15 protein-coding genes, 3 tRNA genes and 4 pseudogenes are annotated in these 24,004 nt (G+C 68.3%); 12 read left to right on the top strand and 10 right to left on the bottom strand.

Annotated elements, in window-relative coordinates; genetic code table 11:
• Window positions 1–502: 502 nt before the first annotated feature.
• From C7T91_RS09560 to C7T91_RS09545, 3 genes and pseudogenes are all read left to right on the top strand, one after another.
• Window positions 503–1,504 (top strand): ABC transporter substrate-binding protein, encoded by a 1,002-nt coding sequence (locus C7T91_RS09560; protein ID WP_108259032.1) that lies wholly within the window; start codon window positions 503–505, stop codon window positions 1,502–1,504.
• 104 nt (window positions 1,505–1,608) lie between these two features.
• Window positions 1,609–2,520, top strand: a pseudogene (locus C7T91_RS09555) (fumarylacetoacetate hydrolase family protein); the annotation flags it as partial.
• 348 nt (window positions 2,521–2,868) lie between these two features.
• Window positions 2,869–3,462: a TetR/AcrR family transcriptional regulator gene (locus C7T91_RS09545; RefSeq protein ID WP_108259031.1), complete on the top strand. Its 594-nt coding sequence runs from the start codon at window positions 2,869–2,871 to the stop codon at window positions 3,460–3,462.
• Between the two features lie 63 nt (window positions 3,463–3,525).
• Here the strand turns inward: C7T91_RS09545 and C7T91_RS09540 are convergent.
• The 4 genes from C7T91_RS09540 to C7T91_RS09525 form a co-directional block, all read right to left on the bottom strand.
• Window positions 3,526–3,600, bottom strand: a tRNA-Gly gene (locus tag C7T91_RS09540).
• Window positions 3,601–3,620: 20 nt separating this feature from the next.
• Window positions 3,621–3,695: transfer RNA gene (locus C7T91_RS09535), tRNA-Gly, on the bottom strand.
• 20 nt (window positions 3,696–3,715) lie between these two features.
• Window positions 3,716–3,790 (bottom strand) — tRNA-Gly (locus tag C7T91_RS09530).
• A 121-nt stretch (window positions 3,791–3,911) separates the two neighbouring features.
• Entirely contained in the window at window positions 3,912–4,175 is a 264-nt protein-coding gene (locus tag C7T91_RS09525) for a hypothetical protein (RefSeq protein WP_201742051.1), read from the bottom strand.
• Between the two features lie 8 nt (window positions 4,176–4,183).
• Here C7T91_RS09525 and C7T91_RS40370 point away from each other — a divergent pair.
• Window positions 4,184–4,735, top strand: a pseudogene (locus tag C7T91_RS40370) (glycine-rich domain-containing protein); the annotation flags it as partial.
• A 9-nt stretch (window positions 4,736–4,744) separates the two neighbouring features.
• On the opposite strand, the gene C7T91_RS09520 reads toward C7T91_RS40370, so the two are convergent.
• From C7T91_RS09520 to C7T91_RS09510, 3 genes are all read right to left on the bottom strand, one after another.
• Window positions 4,745–5,881, bottom strand: a complete 1,137-nt coding sequence (locus C7T91_RS09520) for a polysaccharide biosynthesis/export family protein (RefSeq protein WP_108259030.1) — start codon at window positions 5,879–5,881, stop codon at window positions 4,745–4,747.
• A gap of 97 nt (window positions 5,882–5,978) precedes the next feature.
• Window positions 5,979–6,653: an MmgE/PrpD family protein gene (locus C7T91_RS09515; protein WP_108259029.1), complete on the bottom strand. Its 675-nt coding sequence runs from the start codon at window positions 6,651–6,653 to the stop codon at window positions 5,979–5,981.
• 181 nt (window positions 6,654–6,834) lie between these two features.
• Window positions 6,835–8,382, bottom strand: coding sequence for an FAD-binding oxidoreductase (locus C7T91_RS09510; protein WP_108259028.1), 1,548 nt, complete (start codon window positions 8,380–8,382; stop codon window positions 6,835–6,837).
• 30 nt (window positions 8,383–8,412) lie between these two features.
• Between C7T91_RS09510 and C7T91_RS09505 the strand changes: the two genes are divergently transcribed.
• Together C7T91_RS09505 and acs are read left to right on the top strand one after the other, a co-directional pair.
• On the top strand, window positions 8,413–9,129 hold the full coding sequence (locus C7T91_RS09505) for a transcription antitermination factor NusB (protein ID WP_161555829.1): 717 nt from the start codon (window positions 8,413–8,415) through the stop codon (window positions 9,127–9,129).
• Window positions 9,130–9,515: 386 nt separating this feature from the next.
• The gene (gene acs / locus C7T91_RS09500; protein WP_108259027.1) at window positions 9,516–11,468 is read left to right on the top strand and encodes an acetate--CoA ligase; all 1,953 of its coding nucleotides are present in this window, start codon (window positions 9,516–9,518) and stop codon (window positions 11,466–11,468) included.
• Between the two features lie 809 nt (window positions 11,469–12,277).
• On the opposite strand, the pseudogene C7T91_RS09495 reads toward acs, so the two are convergent.
• The 3 genes and pseudogenes from C7T91_RS09495 to C7T91_RS09485 all read right to left on the bottom strand — a co-directional run.
• Window positions 12,278–12,866 (bottom strand): annotated as a pseudogene (locus C7T91_RS09495) (transposase); the annotation flags it as partial.
• 150 nt (window positions 12,867–13,016) lie between these two features.
• Complete coding sequence (locus C7T91_RS39305; RefSeq protein ID WP_108259026.1) at window positions 13,017–13,205, bottom strand: IS3 family transposase; 189 nt, start codon at window positions 13,203–13,205, stop codon at window positions 13,017–13,019.
• A gap of 1,203 nt (window positions 13,206–14,408) precedes the next feature.
• Window positions 14,409–15,493, bottom strand: a pseudogene (locus tag C7T91_RS09485) (IS630 family transposase).
• Window positions 15,494–15,892: 399 nt separating this feature from the next.
• On the opposite strand from C7T91_RS09485, the gene C7T91_RS09480 reads away from it, so the two are divergent.
• The 6 genes from C7T91_RS09480 (at window position 15,893) to infB (ending at window position 23,941) form a co-directional block, all read left to right on the top strand.
• On the top strand, window positions 15,893–17,086 hold the full coding sequence (locus tag C7T91_RS09480; RefSeq protein ID WP_108259025.1) for a serine hydrolase domain-containing protein: 1,194 nt from the start codon (window positions 15,893–15,895) through the stop codon (window positions 17,084–17,086).
• A 79-nt stretch (window positions 17,087–17,165) separates the two neighbouring features.
• Window positions 17,166–18,050 carry a helix-turn-helix domain-containing protein gene (locus tag C7T91_RS09475; protein WP_108259024.1) on the top strand — a complete coding sequence of 295 codons (885 nt, stop codon included), beginning with the start codon at window positions 17,166–17,168 and terminating at the stop codon, window positions 18,048–18,050.
• Window positions 18,051–18,499: 449 nt separating this feature from the next.
• Entirely contained in the window at window positions 18,500–19,111 is a 612-nt protein-coding gene (rimP, locus tag C7T91_RS09470; RefSeq protein WP_108259023.1) for a ribosome maturation factor RimP, read from the top strand.
• Window positions 19,112–19,116: 5 nt separating this feature from the next.
• Window positions 19,117–20,754 (top strand): transcription termination factor NusA, encoded by a 1,638-nt coding sequence (gene nusA, locus C7T91_RS09465; RefSeq protein WP_108259022.1) that lies wholly within the window; start codon window positions 19,117–19,119, stop codon window positions 20,752–20,754.
• Between the two features lie 23 nt (window positions 20,755–20,777).
• Window positions 20,778–21,401, top strand: a complete 624-nt coding sequence (locus C7T91_RS09460; protein WP_108259021.1) for an RNA-binding protein — start codon at window positions 20,778–20,780, stop codon at window positions 21,399–21,401.
• Between the two features lie 8 nt (window positions 21,402–21,409).
• On the top strand, window positions 21,410–23,941 hold the full coding sequence (gene infB / locus C7T91_RS09455) for a translation initiation factor IF-2 (RefSeq protein ID WP_108259020.1): 2,532 nt from the start codon (window positions 21,410–21,412) through the stop codon (window positions 23,939–23,941).
• Window positions 23,942–24,004 lie beyond the last annotated feature (63 nt).

Below are 24,004 nucleotides of genomic sequence, written 5' to 3'. Positions count from 1 at the left end.
GTGCGGGCGCCGCTGCGGCAACCGTCCGGCGGCCCCGCGTCACGTCTCCGCTGTGCCGGAACCGCCGCAATGGCGGGCCCCCTAGCGCCCCAGGTCGCTGCGGTAGGCGCCCGGCGCCCGGCCGGTCCAGCGGCGGAACGCATTGGTGAAGCTGCTCTGCTCGGCATATCCGGCTCAGCGTCCGGTCCGACAGCATAAGCTGGGCCTTGCGGCGGCGCACCTCCTCGACCAGTTCGCGGTAGCCCAGCCCCTCCTCGGCCAACCGCCGGGTCAGGGTGCGCGCGCTCACGCCCAGCTCCTCTGCGATCGCAGCCACCGGCGGCGGGCCGCCCTCGGGCAGCCGCTGCAGCACCGCGCAGGGCCGCCACCGGGCATTGCGGCGCGCCTGGCCCTGCACCGGGTCCCGGCGCGCGCGCGATTGCCCGACAAACACGCTGACCGGGCAGGGATCCGGCAGCGCGCCCCGGCCGCACGGCCGGACCCATGCAAAGGAGGAGACACCATGCAGACCATCCTGAAACTGGCAGCCACGCTCTGGCTGGCCTGCGGCGCCACATTGGCCGGCGCCCAGGACACCTTGCGCATCGCGCATTCGACAGAAAGCTTCGCCTTCATCCCGCTGTTCACCGCGATCCAGGCGGGCGCCTTCGCCGAGGAAGGGCTCGAGACGGAAATCATCCGCACCGGCTCTGGATCCAAGACCGTGGCGGCGCTTGTCGGCCGCAGCGCCGACGTGGCGATCGGTTCGACCCCCGGCATCCTCTACGCGCGCAAGGAAGGGCTCGACCTGCAGATGGTCGCCGGGCTGGTCACCCAGTACAGCAGCTCCATCGCCTATTCGAAGGCCTGGGCCGAAAGCCGCCGCGTGACCGCCCGGAGCAGCCACGAAGAAATGCTGGCCGCGCTCAAGGGCGCGCGCATCGCCACATCCGGCCCGGGCGGCGGCGAGTCGATCATCCGCTACTTCGCGCAGGAGGCGGGCATCGACCCGGACCGCGACATGACCATCGTCTATCTCGGCCGCGACATCGGCGTCTACCAGGCGGCGCTGGAGGAAGGCCGGATCGACGGCCTCTCGCTTTCCGCCCCGGCCCCGCATATCGCCGTCCGCGAACGCGGCGCGGTCTTTGCCTTCAATACCGGCGCGGGCGAGGTCGAAAGCCTCGACGGCTTCCTCTACATCGTGGCGACGGCGCGGGCCGGCTGGATCCGGGAGAACCCGGAAAAGACCGCCGGGCTCGTCTCGGCGCTCCAGCGCGCGACCGACATCATCCGCGATCCCGAAACCACGTCCGAAGCGCGCGATGCGGTCCACGCGGCCTATTACGCGGATGTCGACAAGGGACTGTTCGACGGCATCTGGGCCGAGTTCGCCAGCGGCGCGCCGGAAAGCGTGCAGATCACCCGGGCCGAGGTCGAGCGCGTCGTCGCCTTCACCAACGAGTTCGAGAAGGACAACAAGATCGATCCGTCGGTTGTCGAGGGCTCCTATCTCGAGCAGTAGCGCCGCCGCACCGGACGGTCCGGGAGGGCCGCCGCATCCCGCGGCGGCCCTGTACCCTGGCCACCGCCCCGGCGCGCGCGTCCCGCCGCGTCTCGGGCGCGGCCGGGGCGGACGGGCTGCGGCTGCTGGCGCCCTGCGATCTCCAGGCGGTCAAGGCCTGCGGCGTGACCTTCGCCGAGTCGATGGTCGAACGCGTGATCGAGGAACAGGCGGCCGGCAATGCCGACCGCGCGCAGGAGATCCGCGCCAAGGTCGGCGCGGTGATCGGCGACAGCCTGTCGGGGATCGAGCCGGGCTCGCCCGCCGCCATGGAGGTCAAGCGCGTGCTGCAGGCCGAGGGGCTCTGGTCGCAGTATCTCGAGGTCGGCATCGGCCCCGACGCCGAGGTCTTCTCCAAGGCGCAGCCGATGAGCGCGGTGGGCTGGGGCGCCGATGTCGGGCTGCATCCGGTTTCCACCTGGAACAACCCCGAGCCCGAGATCGTGCTGGCGGTGTCGAGCCGCGGCCGCGTCCTCGGCGCGACGCTCGGCAATGACGTGAACCTGCGCGATGTCGAAGGCCGCTCGGCGCTGCTCCTCGGCAAGGCCAAGGACAACAACGCCTCCTGTTCGATCGGCCCGTTCCTGCGGCTCTTCGACGAGGGCTTTTCGATGGCCGATGTCGAGACTGCCGAGCTGGAGCTGAAGGTCGAGGGCGAGGACGGCTTCGTGCTCGACGGACGGTCCTCGATGTCGAAGATCAGCCGGAAGCCCGCCGATCTGGTGGCACAGACCATCGGGCGCCACCACCAGTATCCCGACGGGTTCTTCCTGTTTCTCGGCACGCTCTTCGCGCCGGTGCAGGACCGCGACGCGCCGGGCCAGGGCTTCACCCACAAGACCGGCGATGTTGTGACGATCACCGAGCCGAAGCTCGGCGCGCTCAGGAACACCGTGCGGCTCTCGACCGAGTGCCCGGAATGGAGCTTCGGCACGGCGGCGCTGATGCGCAACCTCGCCGGGCGGGGGCTGCTGTGAGCGCGGCGAATCTGGCGGGCCGCTCGGTCCTGGTCTCGGGCGGCGCTTCGGGAATCGGCGGGGCGATCGTGCGAGCGTTCGCGGCAGCGGGCGCCCGGACCGGCTTCCCGCCGCCACCGCGCCGAGCGACAGCGCGGCGACGGCGCAGGTTCCGGCGAGCCTGCCGAGACGGCGCAGCTGGGAGGGGCGGTCGGGGGTCGGGTCCATCGTCACGGTCTCCGGCTGCCGCGTCCCGCTTTACCGGTCCGCGATTCCATGTTAGAGCCACTTACATGATGTTAGATACCCTAACATCAATCTGAACGAAACAGTTTACTTTGTTTCGTCGCAAAAAAGCGGGACGGCGGCATGGCAGAGCGCAAATCCTATCACCACGGCGACCTGAAGCGGGTGCTCGTCGAGGCTTCGCGGGCGTTGGTGGCGGAGAAGGGTGCGGCGCAGTTCTCGGTCGCGCAGGCGGCGCGCCAGGCCGGGGTGTCCTCGGCGGCGCCCTACCGGCATTTCAAGGACCGAGAGGAAATGCTCGATGCCGTGGCGCGCGACGGGCTGGAGCGGCTCGGCGAGCGGTTCCGGATGGTCACGGATGGGCTGGAGCTGGGCTCCGCCGAGGCGATTCTGCGGATCGGCCTCGCCTATATCGACTTCGCGGTCGAGGATCCGGCGGTGTTCCGGCTTATGTTTGCTGAATTGCAGCAGAAATCCGACGGCACCTGCGAGGCGGGCGAGGCCTGCCACATGCATCTGCTATGCCATGTGGCAGCGCGGATGGGCCGCGCGGAGGTGGATGACGAGGTTTTCGCCGCTGGGCTTCCGCTCTGGACCATGGTCCACGGAATCGCGTTCCTGAAGCTCGACGGAAAATTCACCGAAGACTGCATGCCGGTCGCGCTGGAGCCGGTCCTGCGCAATGCCGTTCTGCGGTTGCTGCCTGGCAGTTCCTGAGGCGGCGGCGGGACAGCGCGCTGCGCTGTCTTCGTCATTTTCGTCTTGGGGGAAGATTGTCGCTGGAGCGGGCGAAGGGATTCGAACCCTCGACCCCAACCTTGGCAAGGTTGTGCTCTACCCCTGAGCTACACCCGCATCCGGCAACATCGCTTCTTTGGAGCGGGCGAAGGGATTCGAACCCTCGACCCCAACCTTGGCAAGGTTGTGCTCTACCCCTGAGCTACACCCGCATCCGGCAACATCGCTTCTTTGGAGCGGGCGAAGGGATTCGAACCCTCGACCCCAACCTTGGCAAGGTTGTGCTCTACCCCTGAGCTACACCCGCGTCCTAAGAAGTGAGGGGCTTCTAGCCAGTGGCGCTGACGGCTGCAAGCGGAAAATCGAACTTTTTTCTTCTGCAGTGCGGAACGTTGCGTAAGGCAGCGCCGGCGAGGGGGCATTGCCCGTCAAATGCCCTCGGGCAGGGCGGTTCCGCGGCGCTCCAGCACCGGTGCGAGCAGGGCGGCGACACATGCCGCGGCGGCGACCAGGAGAAAGGCGGCGCGCAGCGACACGATCTCGGCGGCGAATCCGATGAAGGTCGGGCCGATCAGGATCGATCCGTAGCCCAGCGTCGCCACGGCGGCGATCGCCTGTCCCGCGGCCAGATCCGGATCGGCGGCGGCGCGGCTGAAGGCCAGCGGGTAGAGCGGCGCATAGCCGAGCCCCATCAGCGCGAATCCGGCCAGGGCGAGGGGCCAGGCCGGGGTGGCAGCCGGGCGGCGGGGTCGACGGGCAGGATGGCCCCAACGGCACGGATGACGCTGCCTCGGGCGGCGGCGGCGGCGGCGGCTACAGCCGGGCGTTCCATATCCACGTCCCCGGGCAGACCTACAGCTATGCGGTCGGCGCGGGAGGGCAGGGTGCCCCCGGAAACGTGCAGGGCGGCAACGGCGGGGCCAGCACATTCTCCAGTTCCGGCGCGCTGTCGCTGGTCGCGAACGGCGGCGGCGGCGGGTTCGGCATGACCGGCACGACCACGGGCCAGCAATCCGGCGGTTCGGGGGGTACGGCATCTGGCGGCGATCTGAACGTGCGCGGCCAAGCGGGCGGCATGGGCAAGGTCAATGCCGCCACGAGGGACGCTGGCCCCAGACGGCAACGCCCCGGGCTGCTCTGGGCAGTCCGGGGCGCAGGTCGTAGCCGTTGTGCAAGAGGATCCGCCGGATGCCCGGCGCGGCAAGGAGCCCCCAGCCGAGGCAGCCGAGGGGCCCCGAGGCCGGGCCCGGCCGGGCCGGGTTCAGAAGCTTCCCGCGATCTGCTGGCTCGAAGCCACGGTGTTCAGGCTGCCGAAGAAAGTGGCCAGGGCCTTGTTGAACTGGGTCCAAGGCGCTTCGGTGACATAGATCGTGTCAGCGTTGCGGATCATGAAGTCCTTGGCGACGAACAGGCCTTCGCCCGAGGTCAGGTTCAGCACATAGGCGACCTGCTGCGGGCCGTAGAGCGCAGGGTTGCCGGTGACCACGCGGGCCACGGATTCAGGTTCGGTGCGCAGAACGAAGATGCCGGTCGGGTCGGCCGCGTTGGTCTGCAGGCCGCCGACCTGGGCCAGCGCCTCCATCGCGGTCAGCTCCTGGCTGTTGAAATTGATCCGGGTCTGCGCGCCGGTGGCGCCGAGCGAGGTGTAGGAGCGCCGGTCGGCTTCGACCAGGATGCGGTCGCCGCCGCGCAGCGCGATGTCGTTCTGCGGCGTGTCGAAGAGCGAGTTGAACCAGATCGTGCCGCGCTGGCCGCTGCGCAGGATGGTGACCTGGGCGACGTCGGATTCGATGGTCAGCCCGCCTGCGCGCGCGAGCATCGCGCTCAGCGTCCGCGTCGGGCGCTCGATCGGATAGACGCCCTGCGAGCCGACCGATCCCGCCACCGAGACCGTCGCGCCGTCGCCGGCCTGGCGCATCACCATGACCTGCGGATCGGGGGTCTGGGCCTGCAGAGACTCGGTGATCTGCATCCTGAGCTGCTCCGGGGTCAGGCCGGCGGCCCGCATCCGCCCGGCATAGGGCACGAAGATGTAGCCGTCGCCGTCGACCTGCACCGAGTTCAGCGGGGTCGGCGCGCCGCTGGCGCTGAGGATGCCCTGATCGACATTTTCCCAGATCGTCAAGCCCAGCGTGTCGCCCGCGCGGATCGTGTCGGAGCCGACCACGCCGGTGCTGCGGAAGCTGGACGAGAAACCGAGGGAGGGCGCATAGTTCGCGGCCTTGGCGACGCCGCGGCTGGCCATCACCACATGGGTCGAGCCGCTGCGCTGCACCGAGCTGTCGATCACCTCGGACTTGGTCGGTCCGGATCGCGGCAATCCGCAGCCTGCAATGGCCGTGCCGAGGGCCACGAGCAGGGCGAGGCGCAGGCCCCGCGTGGTCACTGTCCAAGCCATTCTGTGCTCTCCACCTCTTTTTCCGGACGCGCGTCGGCGTCCCGGGGGGTCCGTGCCGTTATTGTTGCCGCATGATGCGCAAAAGGTGACGCAGGGATCAAGACCTTGACTGCCTCCGGGGCGCCGGGTGCGGCTTCATGGTCATAGCCGCAGCGCCCGGCGGCGATCCGCGGCAGCAGCGCGGCGATGGCCATGCGGCGGCCGCGGGCGGTGTAGTAGCTTCCGGCGATCTGCGAGGTCCGCAGCAGGAAGCGGCTGAACCGGGCATGGGCGCCGGGAAGCGGCGGAAGCGGGGCGGCGAGGAACCGCCGCGCGTCTCCAGCGTGATCCGGGCGCAGGCTTCGGCGGGATAGCCCGCGGTGAACTCCGCCCGCGGCGCGACCTCGATGCGCCGGAGAAGGGCCAGGAGCCTGGGATCGCGGAGCCGGTCCGGCGCATAGGCTTCGGGGGGCAGGCCGCCGGTGGCCAGGACATGCCCGACGACATAGGGGATGCTGTGATCCGCGGTCTCGCGGTTGGGCGGCGCCCAGCGGCTGGGGTCGCCCGCCATCGCGGCAAAGGCAACCTCGTGGGTCTCGACATGGACGCGGGCGATCTCTTCCGGCGGCACCCTGCCCGCGAGCTGCATTGCGGCATCGACCGGCGACTGGCCGTGATAGCAGACCGGATAGGCCTTGAGATGGGTGTGCGCCAGGCGGCTGCGCAGGGCGTCGGCCCCGGCCAGGTCGAACGTCCCGACCAGCGCCTTGAAGCCCGCGGGGCCGTCGAGCACCGCGCTGGGACCGGAGAGGCCCCGGGCGCGCCGCGGCCCGCGAAGGCCAGCGCCGTGGCGCGGCCGATGCCGGTGGCCGCGCCGGTGATCAGGACGGAACTGCCGTCGAAATCCATGTAGCTGTCGCTCATTGTCGTTCTCCTTCGGAAAGCGCCCGGCCGCGGAAGGGCCGGGCGCGGTGTCAGGCCGTGATGCCGGACTTGCCCGGGGCGAGGATGCCCTTCGGGTCGAGCGCCAGCTTCAGCCGGCGGTTCAGCGCGCGCTGCGCGGGCCCGTAGGTTTCGGCAACGTCGTCCATGAAGGTGGTCGAGGTGCGGTAGATGCCGTAGCCCGCGCCGTGCAGCGCCTCGATCATCGCGAGATAGCAGCGCCGCGCGCGGTCCATCTCCTCGGCGTCGTTGCGGTCGTAGAGGATGTCGGTCAGCTGTTCGGCATGGCGCCCGCCGATCAGGAAGCCGCCGATATAGTCGAAGCCGTATTCGTCGAGCACGCCGTGCATCAGGTTGAACTGCCTGAGCGCCTCCGAGCCCTCGCAGCGCACCACCGGCGCCAGCCAGGACGAGCCGCCGCCGCCCTTGTAGTTGTAGATGGTGAATTCGGTCAGGGTCGGCTCGTTGGTCATGTTGAGGTTCCAGTGATGGAACGGGGTCTCGCGGATGCCGGGATCGCGCTCGGTCATGAACTGGCCGCCGGTGGCGGCGAAGGCCTCGCGGGCGATCTTCAGGTTGACCTCGATCTGCTCCTCGGTGCCGTAGAGCGTGGTGATGTGCCCCCAGATGCCGAGCCCCATCTCGTTGCAGATCTCCTTGACGCGCGCGCGCGGGATCGCGCCCGGCCCGTCATAGATGTCGGCGCGGCGGCGGGTCTGGGCGATATGGTACATGGTATGGCCCAGCACCGCGTTCTCGATCACCTTGTTCAGGTGCAGGTGGCGCACCACGTCGATGCCCTTGCCCATGCCCTCGTCGTCGTTCCAGCCGCAGAGGAATCCGAGGCTCATCGGCGGCTTCGGCATCAGCCAGATGCCGATCTTGGTGACGACGCCGAAATTCGACTGGCTGAAGATGCCGTCGACCCAGGGCCCGTAGCCCCAGCGATAGACGTTCCATTCGCGGCTGTTCTCGACCCCGCCCATGCCGGTGCGCAAGAGCGAGCCGTCGGCGAGCACGACCTCGAGGCCGCAGAAATTCTCGAAATGCTGGCCGTAGCGGTTGTAGCCGACGCCGCGGTCGAGCGTGTTGCCCATCGGCCCGGCCACCGGCCCCGAGGAGGGGAAGCTGATCCAGAGCGGGATGGAATTCGCCTCGAGATACTGCTTGAGCTGCATATAGGTCACGCCCGGCTCGACCAGCGCATAGCCCAGCGTCTCATCGACCTCGAGGATGCGGTTCATCCGCTTGAGGTCCAGCACCACCTGGCCGGGCGTCGCGGGCGCGGCATCGCCATAGCCGAGGTTCTTGCCGGTGGAGATGGTCCAGAGCGGGATGCCGTAGCGCTCGGCCACCTTCACCACCGCCTGCACTTCCTCGACCGAGGCGGGCGCCACGAAGCCCGCCGGACGGTGGCGCGCGGCAGGCACCGGCAGCATCACCTTGGAATAGGAGGCCAGCCGGTCGGGATCGGCGGAGACGAATTCCGCGCCGGCGATGCTGCGCCATTCGGCGAGGGCGGCGGCGAAATCGGCTTGCGAGACGCCGGGCGGAAGGAAGGCAAGATCGTCATTGGCCATGGGAAGCTCCTTCAGAGATCGGCGATCAGGGTGGCGAAGGCGTCGGGCGCGCCGGGCCAGTGCAGGACGGGCGGCCGGGTGCGGCCAGCATGGGCGAGCAGCCGCGCCAGCGTCACGGCCTGCCAGCCGGGGCAGCGGCTCGCCGCCCAGGCGCTGCGCCACGCCCAGCGGATCGACAAGGCGCTGGGACCCTATCTGGAGAAGGCCCCGCCCGCGCGGATCCGCATGGTGCTGCATCTGGCCGTCGTGGAACTCTGCGAGGACCGCGCCGCCGCGCATGGCGTGGTGAACGGCTGGGTGACGCTGGTGCGCAACCATCCCAAGACGCGCCACATGGCCGGGCTCGTCAATGCCGTGCTGCGCCGCGCTTCCGAAGAGCTGGTGCCGGGCTGGGACCAGCTGCCGCCGTCGCGCCTGCCGGACTGGCTGCGCAAGCCCTTGCGCAAGGCCTATGGCGGCGACGCGGTCGCGGCGATGGAGGCGGTCTTCGCCCGCCACCGCGGCGGCGCAGACCATGGCGCCGATGGAAAGCGCCGGCCGCTTCCGGCGATTGCCGGCCTTCGCCTGTCGGCACCCGGCCGATGTCCGGGCGGTTGCCCGGCAGATCGGCCATGGAGGCGATGCGCAGGGTGCCGCAGACCCTGCCGTCGGCGCCGAGGCTCGTCTGTCACTCGGACCACGGAGTCCAGTCCGCGGGCGGCCACCGGCGCCTTGGAAAGCCGCGGCCTCGATGAACGGAAAGGATGATTGCCGCGAGTCCGAGCTGGGCCGCGCCAGCGGACCGAGCGGTCGGCTCGAAGGCACAGGACGCGCGGCGACGCCAAGGCAGCCCCGCTCCAGTGCATCGCGATCCGGGCATAGCAGGCCGCACGCCGGAGCAAGCGAGGATCGGCATGGCTGCCATGGTGGCCGCATGGCGAATATCGCCCAGGTCCGGGACCCCGTGGGAAAGATCGCCTGCCGGCGAGTGTGCAAAGGCGACCGGAGCCTTGCCGGACCCGGCCGGAACGGGTGTGCCCCAGTCCGGTCCGTGCCGGCGGAGGCCGCCGGCTGGCGAGGTGCGGCCCGCTTGCCACTTCCCCTGCGGAAGACCTAGGCTCGGAGCACTGCGATCACGGGAGGAGGAGCTTGTGATGACCGCCAGGATATACCCGCCAGAAGATGAATTCGCGGCCAATGCCCATGTCGATGCGAAGGGCTACGCCGCGATGTACAAGGCCTCAGTAGAGGCGCCCGAGGCGTTCTGGGGAGAGGAAGCGCGCAGGAGGCTGGACTGGATCGAACCCTTCACCAAGGTCAAGGACACCGATTTCACCCTCGGCCAGGTGAAGATCAAGTGGTTCGAGGATGGCGTGATCAACGTCGCCCAGAACTGCATCGACCGGCATCTGCGCACCCGCGGCAGCCAGACCGCGATCATCTTCGAACCCGACAACCCCGAGGATCCGGCACAGCACATTTCCTATAGCGAGCTGCACGGAAAGGTCTGCCGGATGGCCAATGTGCTGCTGGCCCAAGGCGTGATGCGCGGCGACCGCGTCGTGATCTACATGCCGATGATCCCCGAGGCGGCGATCGCCATGCTGGCCTGTGCACGGATCGGGGCGATCCATTCCGTGGTCTTTGCCGGGTTCTCTCCCGATGCGCTGGCCAACCGGATCAACGACTGCCAGGCCAAGGTCGTGGTCACCGCCGACACCGCGCCGCGCGGCGGCCGCCGCACGCCGCTGAAGTCCAACGCCGATGCCGCCCTGCTGCATTGTTCGGACAAGGTCCGCTGCCTGGTGGTGAAGCACACCGGCGACCAGACCAGCTGGATCGAGGATCGCGACGTTGACGTGAAGGCGATGATGGAGCAGGTCGCCCCCGATTGCCCCATCCGCCCGATGAACGCCGAGGATCCGCTGTTCATCCTCTACACCTCCGGCTCCACCGGCAAGCCCAAGGGCGTGGTCCACAGCTCCGGCGGGTATCTGCTCTATGCCGCCATGACCCAGCAACTGACCTTCGATTGCCACGAAGGCGACATCTTCTGGTGTTCGGCCGATGTGGGCTGGGTCACCGGCCACAGCTACATCGTCTACGGCCCCCTGGCCAATGGCGGCACCACGCTGATGTTCGAAGGGGTGCCCACCTGGCCCGATGCGAGCCGGTTCTGGCGGGTCTGCGAAAAGCATGGCGTGACCCAGTTCTACACCGCCCCCACGGCCATCCGCGCCCTGATGGGGCAAGGCGATGCCTTCGTGGAGGGGATCGACCTGTCGGCGCTGAAGGTGCTGGGCACCGTTGGCGAACCGATCAACCCCGCGGCCTGGGACTGGTACCACGGCAGGATCGGCAAGGGAAAGCTGCCCATCGTCGACACCTGGTGGCAGACGGAAACCGGCGGCCACATGATCACCCCGCTGCCCGGTGCCACGCCGACGAAGCCCGGATCGGCCACCACGCCCTTCTTCGGCGTGCAGCCCGTCGTGCTGGACCCCGCCGACGGCACGGTCATCGCGGAGCCCCGATGCGAAGGCGTCCTGGCGATCGCCGACAGCTGGCCCGGGCAGATGCGCACCGTCTGGGGCGATCACGAGCGGTTCGAGAAGACCTATTTCAGCGACTATGCGGGCTTCTACTTCACCGGGGACGGCTGCCGCCGCGACGCCGATGGCTACTACTGGATCACCGGGCGGGTGGATGACGTCATCAACGTCTCCGGCCACCGCATGGGCACGGCCGAGGTCGAGTCGGCGCTCGTCGCCCATGCCAAGGTCGCCGAGGCCGCCGTGGTCGGCTACCCCCACAGCGTGAAGGGCCAGGGCATCTATGCCTATGTCACCCTGATGACCGGCCAGGAGCCGTCTGACGCGCTCCGCAGGGAACTGGAGGCCTGGGTCCGCACCGAGATCGGACCGATCGCGAAACCCGACCTGATCCAGTGGGCCCCCGGCCTTCCCAAGACCCGGTCGGGGAAGATCATGCGCCGGATCCTGCGCAAGATCGCGGAAAACGACTATGGCGCGCTTGGCGACACCTCGACCCTGGCCGATCCTTCGGTGGTGGATGACCTGATCGAGAACCGGATGCAGCGCGGCTGACCTCCTGGCGCGCGGCATTGTCCGGCGGTCCCCGCGCCGTGTGCCGGGAGCACTTCCACGCTGCCGGTTGCACGAGGCGGCGGCCGCCCGGTTTCAAGCCGGACCGCGGAGACCTGTCCCGGATCAGAAGCTTCCGCGTCCGGCGGAGCGTCACCGGTCATGCCGCATGGGCTTGCCACCGCTGCCTCCAGAGCCTGCGGGACGTTGAAGGCGAGGCACTCGGAGTGCGGCCGTGCGAGCGTCCGCGAGATCATCGGCAAGAGGCGCTCATAATGCCCGATCCGGAGTTCACCGCGGCATGTCCCGGCATCGACGGGCCGTTTCCGGACAATGTCGTTCAATCAGCTGTTGCGAATCCAGATGCTGGCCTGGTGGCTTTCTTCGCTTTTCTCGAAGATATGGTGCGGCCTGTTCATGCGCATGGGGCTCTTCTAGGCACTGTTGTGGAGAGAGAAAATAAGCGGTGCCTCCGTTCCCCGGATCCGAAGTTGGCGCCTTTCGGCATTGCTTCAAGATCCGGCGTTGCCGGGCTGCGGTGTGGCGGTCGCCATGCGGCGGTGGCGATCCGCCCGGTCCCAGGCATGGAACAGGACGACGCAAGCGACGGGCAAAACAGTCCGGGGCTTCACCGTGACGCGCAGCAAGGGCGGCTGCAACATCTGGCCGCCGGAGCTGAAACGCGAGGCTGCCCGAAGGATGCTGGACGACAGCCTGCCTCCCGCAGACATCGCCCGGGAAATCGGCGCCAATGACTGGGCGCTGTTGCGTGAATCAGCTGATGACCGCAGTTCCCCTTTCCCTGGGCACACTTATCCTGCGGCCGCGGTGACCGGGATTCCAAGGGCCGTGAAGCGGTTCAGGATCGCCACCCGGACCTGGACCTCGGCGACCTGGCGGTCGACGGTGAGGCATCGCGCCGCCATTGGTCCGAGCAACGATGGCGACGGCGAGCCTTTCGTTTCGAGCCGCCATGCTTGCGCGCGGGCCGTGCTGCGCGCTTTCGCGGCCACGGCGGGGCCACCGACGCTCCGCACCCTTCGCCTTCCACCTTGATGCCCGTGTTGTCCGCTGCCCGGGAGGGGACGCGCAGGTGAAGCGTCCCCTTGGAGCCGCGATCTGGGATGGTGACGTCCAAGGTTCGACGGGCTTTCGCGGCGCCACGGTCCCGTCTCGCTCTGCCGCCGGGACAGGGTGCTGAAGTCCGGAACGGCCCAGCCGAGCCCGGACAGCTCCAGCAGGCGCGCCACGTACCCGGCAGCTTTCCGGAGCGGCAGCCCGAGCAGGATCTTGAGGGTCAGGCAGGCCCGGATCGCATTCGTCGGGGGAATTGATCCCCCGGATCAATTCCTGATCCTCCTTGCCGCAGTCCGCCTGCTGGCGGCCGCGACGCCCGGACGGCGCCGCGTCCCGTTGCACCGAGGGATCGAACCGCACGGTCAGCATGCCGTGCTGCTTCAGCGGCTCGCTAGCCATGCCACTTGATGCTCTTGTAATTGGTCTTCGCCGGTCTGCTCATGGCCCCCGGCTCCTGGACTGGGGCGATATTCACTATGCAGCCATCGCGGCGGTCATGTCGGCCCTCGCCTGTTCGGGCGTCCGGTAGCCGATGCTCGAATGGCGTCGCCGCCGGTTCCAGAAAATGGCGATGTACCCGAACAGGGCCGCTTTGGCCTCGCGGCGCGACCGGAACTTGGTTCGATGGACCAGGCGTTGTTGCGCAAATCTAGAGGGATTCATCTTGTGAATCCAGCATGCTAGCCGTGCGGCATGAGCAGACCGCGCGCGCTTCGGCGAGCTGCCATCGCATACCCGCGCCCGCGCCCGCTAGGCGCCTATGCGCCCGTTCCTCCCGCAGCCGCGCCCTCGGAGGCCGCGCCAAGGGCGTCCGGTGCATGCCCTTGGCGCGGCCTTGTTGCCGACGCTCCGAGGATCGGGAGTCAGCCGTGGATCCCGTGGGTTGAGACCCTGCCATGACGCAGTCCGTACCTGCTTGCGACCGCGAGGCGAACTTGACGTTCCGTAGTGGTCCGTTGCCGCGTCCTTGATGCGAGCGCAACGGCGAACGCGCAGAAGCGGCGCGGCTGACCCTCAAGGTCCTTCCCGGGCAGCCTTTCCGCCAGGGTGATGCGGCGAGGCGCCAGCGGTTCGTGCCGTTGGCGAACGGCTTTATGGCGCGCCTGCTCGACCTGTCCGGGCTGGGCTGGCCCGTGCCGGACTTCGGCACCCTTTCGCCGCGAAAGCCCGATGAATGAATGGCTGGCCGGGACGCGCGGTCCCGCCGCCGCCAGTACCGCGAGGTCCATCCGGCGATGGACACGGCCCCCGGCGGCATCCGGGCAGTGAAAGTCACGTCCAGCCGCGAGGGTGACTGCCCTGTCATGCCCCGACGCCTGGACCTGATCGCGGGGGGCGAGGAGATCGGCACCGTCGCCGGCGAGTTGCCAGCGGATGCGCCGTTGTCCATCGGGCCCGGACTGCCGGCGCTGCGATGGGCAACTCCGGGCACCGCTGGCGATGCCTTCGACACGTGCAGGTGCCGCTTCGGCCTTCTTGGCCCGCTGCGACGTCCTGCGGGCAACCCGGCGCCTCGGCCGCGTTCGCCGGACTTGCGCGGCGCCACTGGCGCCACGGTTCCGGCTCGCTTTGCAAGCGATGGCCGGGCGACCATGTCCGCAGCCGGATCGGGGCCGGTATGCGGTGCTTGATAGCCTTCGGCGAATGGATCGCTCCGAGGCCCCGGCGGCCGGACAGCCGAAATCCGCATTCGCGCCATTCGCGGCTGCGCTCGGACCGAGGATGCTTGCCGCCCAGTCTTGAAGCGCTTCGACGCCCTCGGCACCGCCGCGATCGAGCGCGTGGCCTGGCCTCAGCTGGGGAAAGGGGCATCACGTCCGGAAACCGACGTCTGCAACAATGCGCCTGGGCGCTAGTCACCTGAATCTAAAGTCCCTGACATAGGGTCTTTTGGCAGAAGCGCTTCACTGGGGCGAGAATTCCGTTTGCGGACTTGTGCCAGCGATAGGGCCTGGGTTCCTCGTTGCGGGCTTCGATGAAGGCGATGATGTCAGCCTCGAGTTCGGCAACCGAGCGATGTACGCCACGCTGGATCTGCTTGCGGGTCAGCTCGGCAAACCACCTTTCCACCTGGTTCAGCCAGCTGGCCGAGGTCGGGGTGAAATGCACGTGCCAATGCGGACGGCGGGCCAGCCACGCCTTTGCCCGCGGCGTCTTGTGCGTGGCGTAGGTATCCATGGCCAGATGCACGTCCTGCCCTTCGGGCATCCGCCGGTCGAGCTCCTTGAGGAAATCCAGGAATTCCTCGCACGATGGCGCTTGCAGCATTTGCCGATCACGGCACCAGTGGCCACGTCCAGCGCGGCGAACAGGGAGGTCGTGCCGTTGCGGGCGCAGGCATGGGGCCGCCGCTCCGCCACGCCCGGCGCCACGGGCAGCACCGGCTGTCCGCGATCCAGAGCCTGGATCCGGGATTTCCCGTCAGCGCACAACACGATGGCCCGGGTTGGCGGCGGCATGTAGAGCGCGACGACGTCATGGACCTTGTCGACGAACAGCGGATCGGTGGAGAGCTTGAAGGTCTCGCAGCGATGCGGCTGCAGGCCGAACGCGTTCCAGATCCGGCGGACCGTGGTGTGCGACAGCCCGGTCTGCGCAGCCATCGACCGGATCGACCAGTGCGTCGCGTCCCGGGGCGTGCTTTCCAGCGTCCTTTTGATGACCTCCGCCACCTGTTCGTCCGAGACCGTGCGCGGACGGCCTTCACGGCATTCACCGGAAAGCCCCTCGAGCCTCTGCTCCGCAAAGCGGCGGCGCCATTTGCCCACCGTGTGCTGGCTGTGGCCGGGTGAGACGGCGATCTCCTTGTTGGACATCCCTTCGGCGCATCGCGGGACGATGCGGCAGCGGTCCGAAAGTGATCGGGCCGCCTTTTGCCTGCGAAGCTGGGCTTCGAGGAATGAGCGTTCCTCGTCGCTGAGATCAATTGGAACAGCAACACGGCCACCCATCACATCCTCCAGCATCAGGCAGAATAATGATGCAAACTTTAGTTCCAGGTGACTAGGCTGCCGCCGGACATGCGGGAATCCGTCCCGGGGGGGGCGGACATGAATGCTGGCATGCCGGAGGGATAGCCGGGCCAGCCTTTGACCGTCGCGCGGAAGGGCGGCCGGGGAAGATCCGGCGGGGCGGGCCCACGGGCAGCGCTCTTCCGGCCGGGGACCGTCCGCCGAAACGCTGCACCGTGCCCCTGCCGCCGCGGCCGGTCCGGTCCTGGCGCAGCCCCGTGCCGCTGGCGGATGTTTGCTTCCGGTTGCGGACAGGCGCTGCCGCTCGCGGACAGACCGGATCTGCGGCCCGCGCTAGCCTTCTCCGAAAAGACAAGGGAAAGACCAAGGGAGGACGACATGACGGATATGACACAGGCGCTCGACGCCATTCTCGGGGGCGTGACGGCAGGCAGCCCGCGCGTGCCGGGCGTGGTCGCGATGGTCACCGACCGGCGCGGCGACATCTATGCGGGCGCGGCCGGGGAGCAGCGGCTCGGCGGAGACCCGATGGCGCTCGACACCGTCTTCGCGATCTTCTCCACCACCAAGGCCATCGCCGGAACCACGGCGCTGCAATGCGTGGAGGAGGGGCTCCTGGATCTCGACGCGCCCGCGAAGGACTATGCCCCGGAGATCGGCAAGCTGCAGGTGATCGAGGGCTTCGATGCCGATGGCCATCCGCGGCTGCGCGCGCCGAAATCGGATGTCACCACGCGGCAGCTGATGCTGCATACCGGCGGCTTCGGCTATGATTTCTTCAGCGAGACCTACAAGCGGCTCGCCGAAGAGCATGGCCAGCCCTCGGTGGTCACCGGCACCCGCGCCGCGATCGAGACGCCGCTCTTGTTCGATCCGGGCGAGCGCTGGGAATACGGCACCAATATCGACTGGGTCGGGCAGGTCGTCGAAGGCATCCGCGGCAAGTCGCTGGGCCAGGTGATGCGGGAGCGGGTCTTCGATCCGCTGGGCATGGACGAGATCGCCTTCACCCGCAGCGATGCCATGAAGGCGCGCACTGCGACGATCCATGCCCGCGGCGGGGATGGCGGGCTCGAGCCGATGGACGGCTTCGCGCTGCCGGACAACCCCGAGGTGGAGATGGGCGGCCACGGGCTCTACGCCACAATCCCGGAATACATGAAATTCATCCGCATGTGGCTGAATGACGGGGCGGGGCCGAAGGGCCGCGTGCTGCGCCCCGAGACGGTCGACTGGGCGGTGAAGGGCGCGCTGGTGCCGCCGCAGAAGGTCACCATGCTGCCCGGCGTGATCCCGTCGCTGTCGAACGATGCCGAGATGTTCCCCGGCACGGCGAAGGACTGGAGCTACACCTTCATGGTCAATTCCGAGACTGCCCCGACCGGCCGTCCGGCGGGCGCGATCGGCTGGGCGGGGCTGGCGAACTGCTTCTACTGGATCGACCGGGCGGGCGGTTTCGGCGGCTACTGGGCGACGCAGATCCTGCCCTTCGGCGATCCGGTCTCCTTTACCGGCTATCTCGAGTTCGAATCCGCCGTCTACCGGGCGATGCAGGCCGCCCGCGCCGCCTGAGCGCGCCGGCCCGTGCGACAGGGCAGGTGGCGGGGGCGGCAGCTGGACCCGCCTCCTGCCGTTCAGGGAGGAGAAAACAATGAGCGACCTGATCGCCTATCCGGACCTGCCGGATTTCGTGCCGGGCAAGGTCCTGCTGGCCAGCGACGGGCTGGGCTGGAAGAACGTGGCGCTGCGGTCCTACCATTACCGCAGCCAGGACGTGATCGTGCCGGCGATGCGGGATTTCACGCTGGTCGGCTACCGCAGCGGCGTGACCCCGATGCAGCGCCGCTTCGGCACGCGGTGGACCCGCGACACGCTGGGACCCGGGGCGGTGTCGCTGCTGACCCGGGCGCAGCGGGCGCACTGGACCTGGGACGAACCGATCGACGTCGCCCATGTCTATCTGTCCGGCGATCTGGTGGCCGAGGTGGCGAGCGAGGCGATGGACTGCGCGGTCTCGCAGGTGACGCTGGACGACGTGCTGCGCGCCGACGATCCGGTGATGGCCCATGCGATGGAGGCGATCGCCGCCGAGGCGCAGAGCGAGGGCCTCGGCGGCGCGCTCTATGTCGATGCGGTGGCGCGCGGGCTGATTGTCCACCTGCTGCGCCGCTATGCGTCGGTGAAGATGCCGGGGCTGCGCCGCGAGGGAGCGCTGTCGGCCGTGCAGGAGCGCGGGATCTGCGAGTTCATCGAGGAGAACCTGGGCGCGGCTCTGGATCTGGCGGCGATGGCGGCCGTGCTGGGCATGGCGCCCTGCCGGTTCTCGCGGGCATTCCGGCGCAGCTTCGGGCGGCCGCCCTATGCGTTCGTCACCGCGCGGCGGCTGCAACGGGCAAAGCGGCTTCTGGCGTGCAGCGCCTTGCCGATCAAGGCGGTGGCGGCGGATTGCGGGTTCGCCGACCAGGCGCATCTGACACGGATGTTCTCCGCCGCCTTCGGCGAGACGCCTGCCGTCTTCCGGCGGCGGATGCAGTAGCGCGGAGCGGGTCCGCATCGATCCGGCGAGTTCCGTCTCCCGGGCCGGAGGAGGCCGGCCCGGACGCCATGTCCCATGCCAGGCAGGCCAGCCCGCGCCAAGCCCGACTCGGCGGCGGGTGGTCCATCGTCCCGAGGTCGGCCGGGTCGGGCCTTCCTGCCGCTCCCGCGCCGCCGCGGCAGGCTGCGGCCGAGCCGGAGCAGCGGGCCGCGGTCAATGCGCCGGCTCCGGCCTCGCCGTCCGTCGGATATGACGATGGCGGCTGGGAGGACTTCTGACCGCGCCGCCGGGCTGCGGCGCAAGGCAGAATCAGCTTGCGTCGGGGGCCGCAAACAAGTAATAGCTCCGCCAGCGGCGCGCTGTTCTCAACCGGTCAGCGTTCCACCGAAATTCGCAACGGGCCGCTGGCCCGTTTTTTTGTGCTTCTTGAAACCCCTTGGAGTCCTGTCGTGTCGGATCTGATCGCGAAAGCCCCTATCGACCGCCGGATGGCGGAGATTGTCGAGCCGGTGATTGCCGATCTCGGCTACGAGCTTGTCCGAATCCGCCTGATGGGGGGCAAGACGCATACGCTGCAGATCATGGCCGATCGTCCCGAGGGCGGGATCGAGGTCGATGACTGCGCGAAGATTTCCACGGCGGTTTCCGCGGCGCTCGATGTCGAGGACCCGCTGGAAGAGGCTTATACGCTCGAAGTGTCCAGCCCCGGCATCGACCGGCCGCTGACCCGGCTGAAGGATTTCGATGCTTGGGCGGGCTACGAGGTCAAGATCGAGACAACCGAGCTGATCGACGGCCGCCGCCGCTTCCGCGGCGAGCTGGCAGGTGTCGAAGAGGACGAGGTCCTGCTGACGCTTCCGCCGCAATCTTCGGGGAGCGAGCCGGTCACGATCGGCCTGAAATTCGACTGGCTCAGCGATGCCAAGCTGGTGCTGACCGACGACCTGATCACAGAGATGCTGCGCCAGCGCAAAGCGGCGGGCATCGTCAACGAAGACGAATTCGACGAGATCGTCACCGACAATGCCGGCGATCCGGCAGCCGTGACCGAGGAGGACTGATCCCCATGGCGATTACTGCAGCGAACCAGCTGGAGCTTCTCCAGACCGCCGAGGCGGTGGCCCGCGAGAAGATGATCGATCCGGATCTCGTGATCGAGGCCATGGAAGAGAGCCTCGCGCGCGCCGCCAAGTCGCGCTACGGCTCGGAAATGGACATCCGCGTGGCCATCGACCGCCGCACCGGCGTCGCGACCTTCACCCGTGTCCGCACGGTGGTCGAAGACGAGGAGCTGGAGAACTACCAGGCCGAACTGACCGTCGCGCAGGCGAAGCAGTACAAGGCCGATCCGCAGGTCGGCGACGAGATCGTCGACGAGGTTCCCCCGGTCGAGCTGGGCCGGATCGCCGCGCAATCCGCGAAGCAGGTCATCCTGCAGAAGGTCCGCGAGGCCGAGCGCGACCGCCAGTACGACGAATTCAAGGACCGCGCGGGCACGATCATCAATGGCATCGTCCGCCGCGAGGAATACGGCAACATCATCGTCGATATCGGCCGCGGCGAAGCCGTGCTGCGCCGCAACGAGAAGATCGGCCGCGAAAGCTACCGCCCGAACGACCGCATCCGCGTCTTCATCAAGGACGTGCGCCGCGAGCCGCGCGGCCCGCAGATCTTCCTCAGCCGCACCGCGCCGGAATTCATGGCCGAGCTGTTCAAGATGGAAGTGCCGGAAATCTATGACGGCATCATCGAGATCAAGGCCGTGGCCCGCGATCCGGGATCCCGCGCCAAGATCGCGGTCATTTCCTATGACAGCTCGATCGACCCGGTCGGCGCCTGCGTCGGCATGCGCGGCTCGCGCGTGCAGGCCGTGGTGAACGAGCTGCAGGGCGAGAAGATCGACATCATTCCGTGGAACGAGGACCAGCCGACCTTCCTCGTCAACGCGCTGCAGCCGGCCGAAGTGTCGAAAGTGGTGCTCGACGAAGAGGCCGAGCGCATCGAGGTCGTCGTGCCGGATGACCAGCTGAGCCTGGCCATCGGCCGCCGCGGCCAGAACGTGCGCCTCGCCAGCCAGCTGACCGGTCTCGACATCGACATCATGACCGAAAGCCAGGAGAGCGAGCGCCGCCAGGCCGAGTTCGCCGTGCGCACCAAGCTGTTCATGGACACGCTGGATGTGGACGAGTTCTTCGCCCAGCTGCTGGTCTCGGAAGGCTTCACCAATCTCGAGGAGGTCGCCTATGTCGATCTCGACGAGCTTCTGGTGATCGACGGGGTCGACGAAAGCACCGCCGAGGAGCTGCAGGCACGGGCCCGCGACCATATCGAGGAGCTCAACCGCAAGGCGCTGGAAAACGCCCGGGCACTCGGCGTGGAGGACAGCCTGGTTGACTTCGAGGGCCTGACACCCCAGATGATCGAGGCATTGGCAAAGGACGGCGTGAAGTCCCTCGAGGATTTCGCCACCTGCGCCGATTGGGAACTTGCCGGCGGCTGGACCACGGTGGACGGCAAGCGCGTCAAGGACGAGGGGCTTCTCGAGCCCTACGAAGTCAGCCTCGAGGAAGCACAGTCCCTGGTGATGAACGCCCGCGTGCAGCTGGGCTGGGTCGATCCGGCCGAGCTGGAAGCCGCGGAAGAGGACGATGCCGAGGATGAGCTGGCCGACGAGGCCGAGGTCGCCGAGGAGGACGAGGCCTGAGCGCGGGCCCGGAGGCAGCAGCCATGAGCCGGGGCGGAGCAAAGGTCGAGAAGGACGGTCCGGAGCGCCGTTGCCTGGCAACGGGGGAAACCGGACCCAAGACGGGACTCATCCGCTTCGTCGTCGGTCCCGGCGACGAGGTGGTGCCGGACCTGGCGGAGAAACTGCCGGGACGGGGCATGTGGGTCGCCTCCGACAGGGCGGCGATCGAGCTGGCGGCGAAGAAAAAGCTGTTCAGCCGCGCCGCGAAGCGGCAGGTGCACCCGCCCGAAGGCTTGGCCGACCTGATCGAGGCCAGCCTTGCCAACCGTCTGGTCACGCTGGTGGCGCTCGCGCGCAAGGCGGGCGGGGCGGTCGCCGGCTACGAAAAGGTCAAGGCCTGGCTGGATAACGGCGAGGCCGTGTTGCTGCTCCAGGCTTGCGACGGCTCGGAGCGGGGGAAATCGAAGCTCCGGCCGCCTGGCGGTCCGGAGACCTTGATAACCGTGCTTTCGGGTGCGGAGCTTGGTCTGGCGTTTGGCCGGGAAAATGTCGTGCACGGTGCGCTTGCCGCTGGTGGACTCGCCCGCCGTGTTGTAGAGGAAGCGTCACGTTTGGCGGGTCTGCGCCCGCAGGACGGGGGCAATTCGGCCCCCGGGAAGGATTGATCGGCTTTATGAGCGATAGCGACGGTAAGAAAACTCTGGGTGTCCGCGGTGGAGGTCCTCGTTCGGGTCAGGTGAAGCAGAGCTTCAGCCACGGCCGGACGAAGAATGTCGTGGTCGAAACCAAGCGCAAGCGCGTGGTGGTCCCGAAGCCCGGGGGCAGCAAGTCCGGTGGCGGAGCCGCCGGTGGCGACCCGTCCCGACGTCCTGCCGGGATCTCCGATGCGGAGATGGAGCGCCGCCTGCGGGCCCTGCAGGCCGCAAAGGCCCGCGAGGCCGATGACGCGCGCGAGCGCGCCGAGGAAGAAAAGCGCCGCGCGGATGAGCGCGAGCGCCGCCGGGCGGAAATCGAGGCCAAGGAGCGCGAAGAGCGCGAGCGCGAGGAAGCGCTGAAGGCCAAGGCGGAAGAGGACGCGCGCAAGAAGCGCGAGGCCGAAGAAGCCGCGAAGAAAGCCAAGGAAGACGCTGCTGCAGCGCGCCGCGCCGAAAAGGCCGCGCCTGCCGCTGCTGCCGAGGCTGCACCTGCCGAAGCGCGCTCCGAGCGGGCAACCCCGACCAAGTCGGGCGTTCCGACGCCGCGCAAGGGCAAGTCCGACGGCGATCGTGACAATGCCGGCAAGAAGCGTGGCCGCGACGACAACCGCCGCTCCGGCAAGCTGACGGTCAACCAGGCCCTGAACGGCGGCGGCGAGAACCGCGGCCGGTCGCTGGCCGCGATGCGCCGCAAGCAGGAACGCGAGCGCCGCAAGCAGGTCGGCATGGGCGACAGCCGCGAGAAGATCGTGCGCGACGTCCAGCTGCCCGAGACCATCGTGGTCCAAGAGCTGGCGAACCGCATGGCGGAACGCGTGGCCGACGTGGTCAAGGCGCTGATGCAGAACGGCATCATGGCGACGCAGAACCAGTCGATCGATGCGGATACCGCGGAGCTGCTGATCGAGGAATTCGGCCACAAGGTGGTCCGCGTTTCCGATTCGGATGTCGAGGACGTGATCCACACGGTCGACGACAAGGAAGAAGACCTGCAGCCGCGTGCGCCGGTCGTGACCATCATGGGCCACGTCGACCACGGCAAGACCTCGCTGCTCGATGCGATCCGCAACGCGAAGGTCGTGGCGGGCGAGGCCGGCGGGATCACGCAGCACATCGGCGCCTATCAGGTGAAGACCGATGGCGGCCAGCTGATCACCTTCCTCGATACGCCCGGCCACGCGGCCTTCACCTCGATGCGGGCCCGTGGCGCGCAGGTGACGGATATCGTGGTTCTGGTCGTCGCGGCGGATGACGCGGTCATGCCGCAGACGGTCGAGGCCATCGCCCATGCCAAGGCAGCGGGCGTGCCGATGATCGTGGCGATCAACAAGATCGACAAGCCGGATGCCGACCCGATGAAGGTGCGGACCGACCTGCTGCAGCACGAGGTGGTCGTCGAGGCCATGTCGGGCGACGTGCAGGACGTCGAAGTCTCGGCCAAGAACGGCCTGGGCCTGGACGAGCTGCTCGACGCGATCGCGCTGCAGTCCGAGATCCTGGAACTGAAGGCCAACCCCGACCGGGCGGCCAACGGTGCCGTGATCGAGGCGCAGCTGGATGTCGGACGCGGTCCGGTCGCGACCGTGCTGGTGCAGAACGGCACGCTGAAGCAGGGCGACATCTTCGTCGTCGGCGAACAGTGGGGCAAGGTCCGCGCGCTGATCAACGACAAGGGCGAGCGGGTCAAATCCGCAGGTCCGTCCGAGCCGGTCGAGGTCCTTGGCCTGAACGGCACGCCAGAAGCGGGCGACGTGCTGAACGTCGTCGAGACCGAGGCGCAGGCCCGCGAGATCGCCGACTACCGCGAGCAGGCGGCGAAGGACAAGCGCGCCGCAGCCGGTGCCGCGACCACGCTCGAGCAGCTGATGGCGAAAGCCAAGGCGGACGAGAACGTGGCCGAGCTGCCGATCCTGGTGAAGGCCGACGTGCAGGGGTCTGCCGAGGCGATCGTCCAGGCGATGGAGAAGATCGGCAACGACGAAGTCCGCGTGCGCGTGCTGCATTCGGGCGTCGGCGCGATCACCGAATCGGATATCGGCCTGGCGGAAGCCTCCGGTGCGCCGGTCTTCGGCTTCAACGTCCGTGCCAACGCACCGGCGCGGAATGCTGCGAACCAGAAGGGCGTGGAGATCCGCTACTACTCGGTGATCTACGACCTCGTGGACGACGTGAAGGCGGCGGCTTCCGGCCTGCTGTCGAACGAAATCCGCGAGAACTTCATCGGCTACGCGGAGATCCGCCAGGTCTTCAAGGTCACGGGCATCGGCAAGGTCGCCGGCTGTCTGGTCACTGAGGGCATCGCCCGCCGCTCTGCAGGCGTCCGCCTGCTGCGCGACAACGTGGTGATCCACGAAGGCACGCTGAAGACGCTGAAGCGCTTCAAGGACGAGGTCTCCGAGGTCCAGTCGGGCCAGGAATGCGGCATGGCCTTCGAAGCTTACGACGATGTGCGCGAAGGCGACGTCATCGAGATCTTCGAGCGCGAAGAAGTTACCCGCACCCTCGCCTGAGGAGAGCGGAACACGGACACGGAAGCGGGCGCCCTTGGGCGCCCGTTCTGCTTTTGGGGGCCT

It is taken from the genome of Mangrovicoccus ximenensis (assembly GCF_003056725.1).
GTDB lineage: Bacteria > Pseudomonadota > Alphaproteobacteria > Rhodobacterales > Rhodobacteraceae > Mangrovicoccus > Mangrovicoccus ximenensis.
The sequence above is the reverse complement of the archived record's forward strand: the minus strand, read 5'-3'. Positions and strand labels throughout refer to the sequence as shown.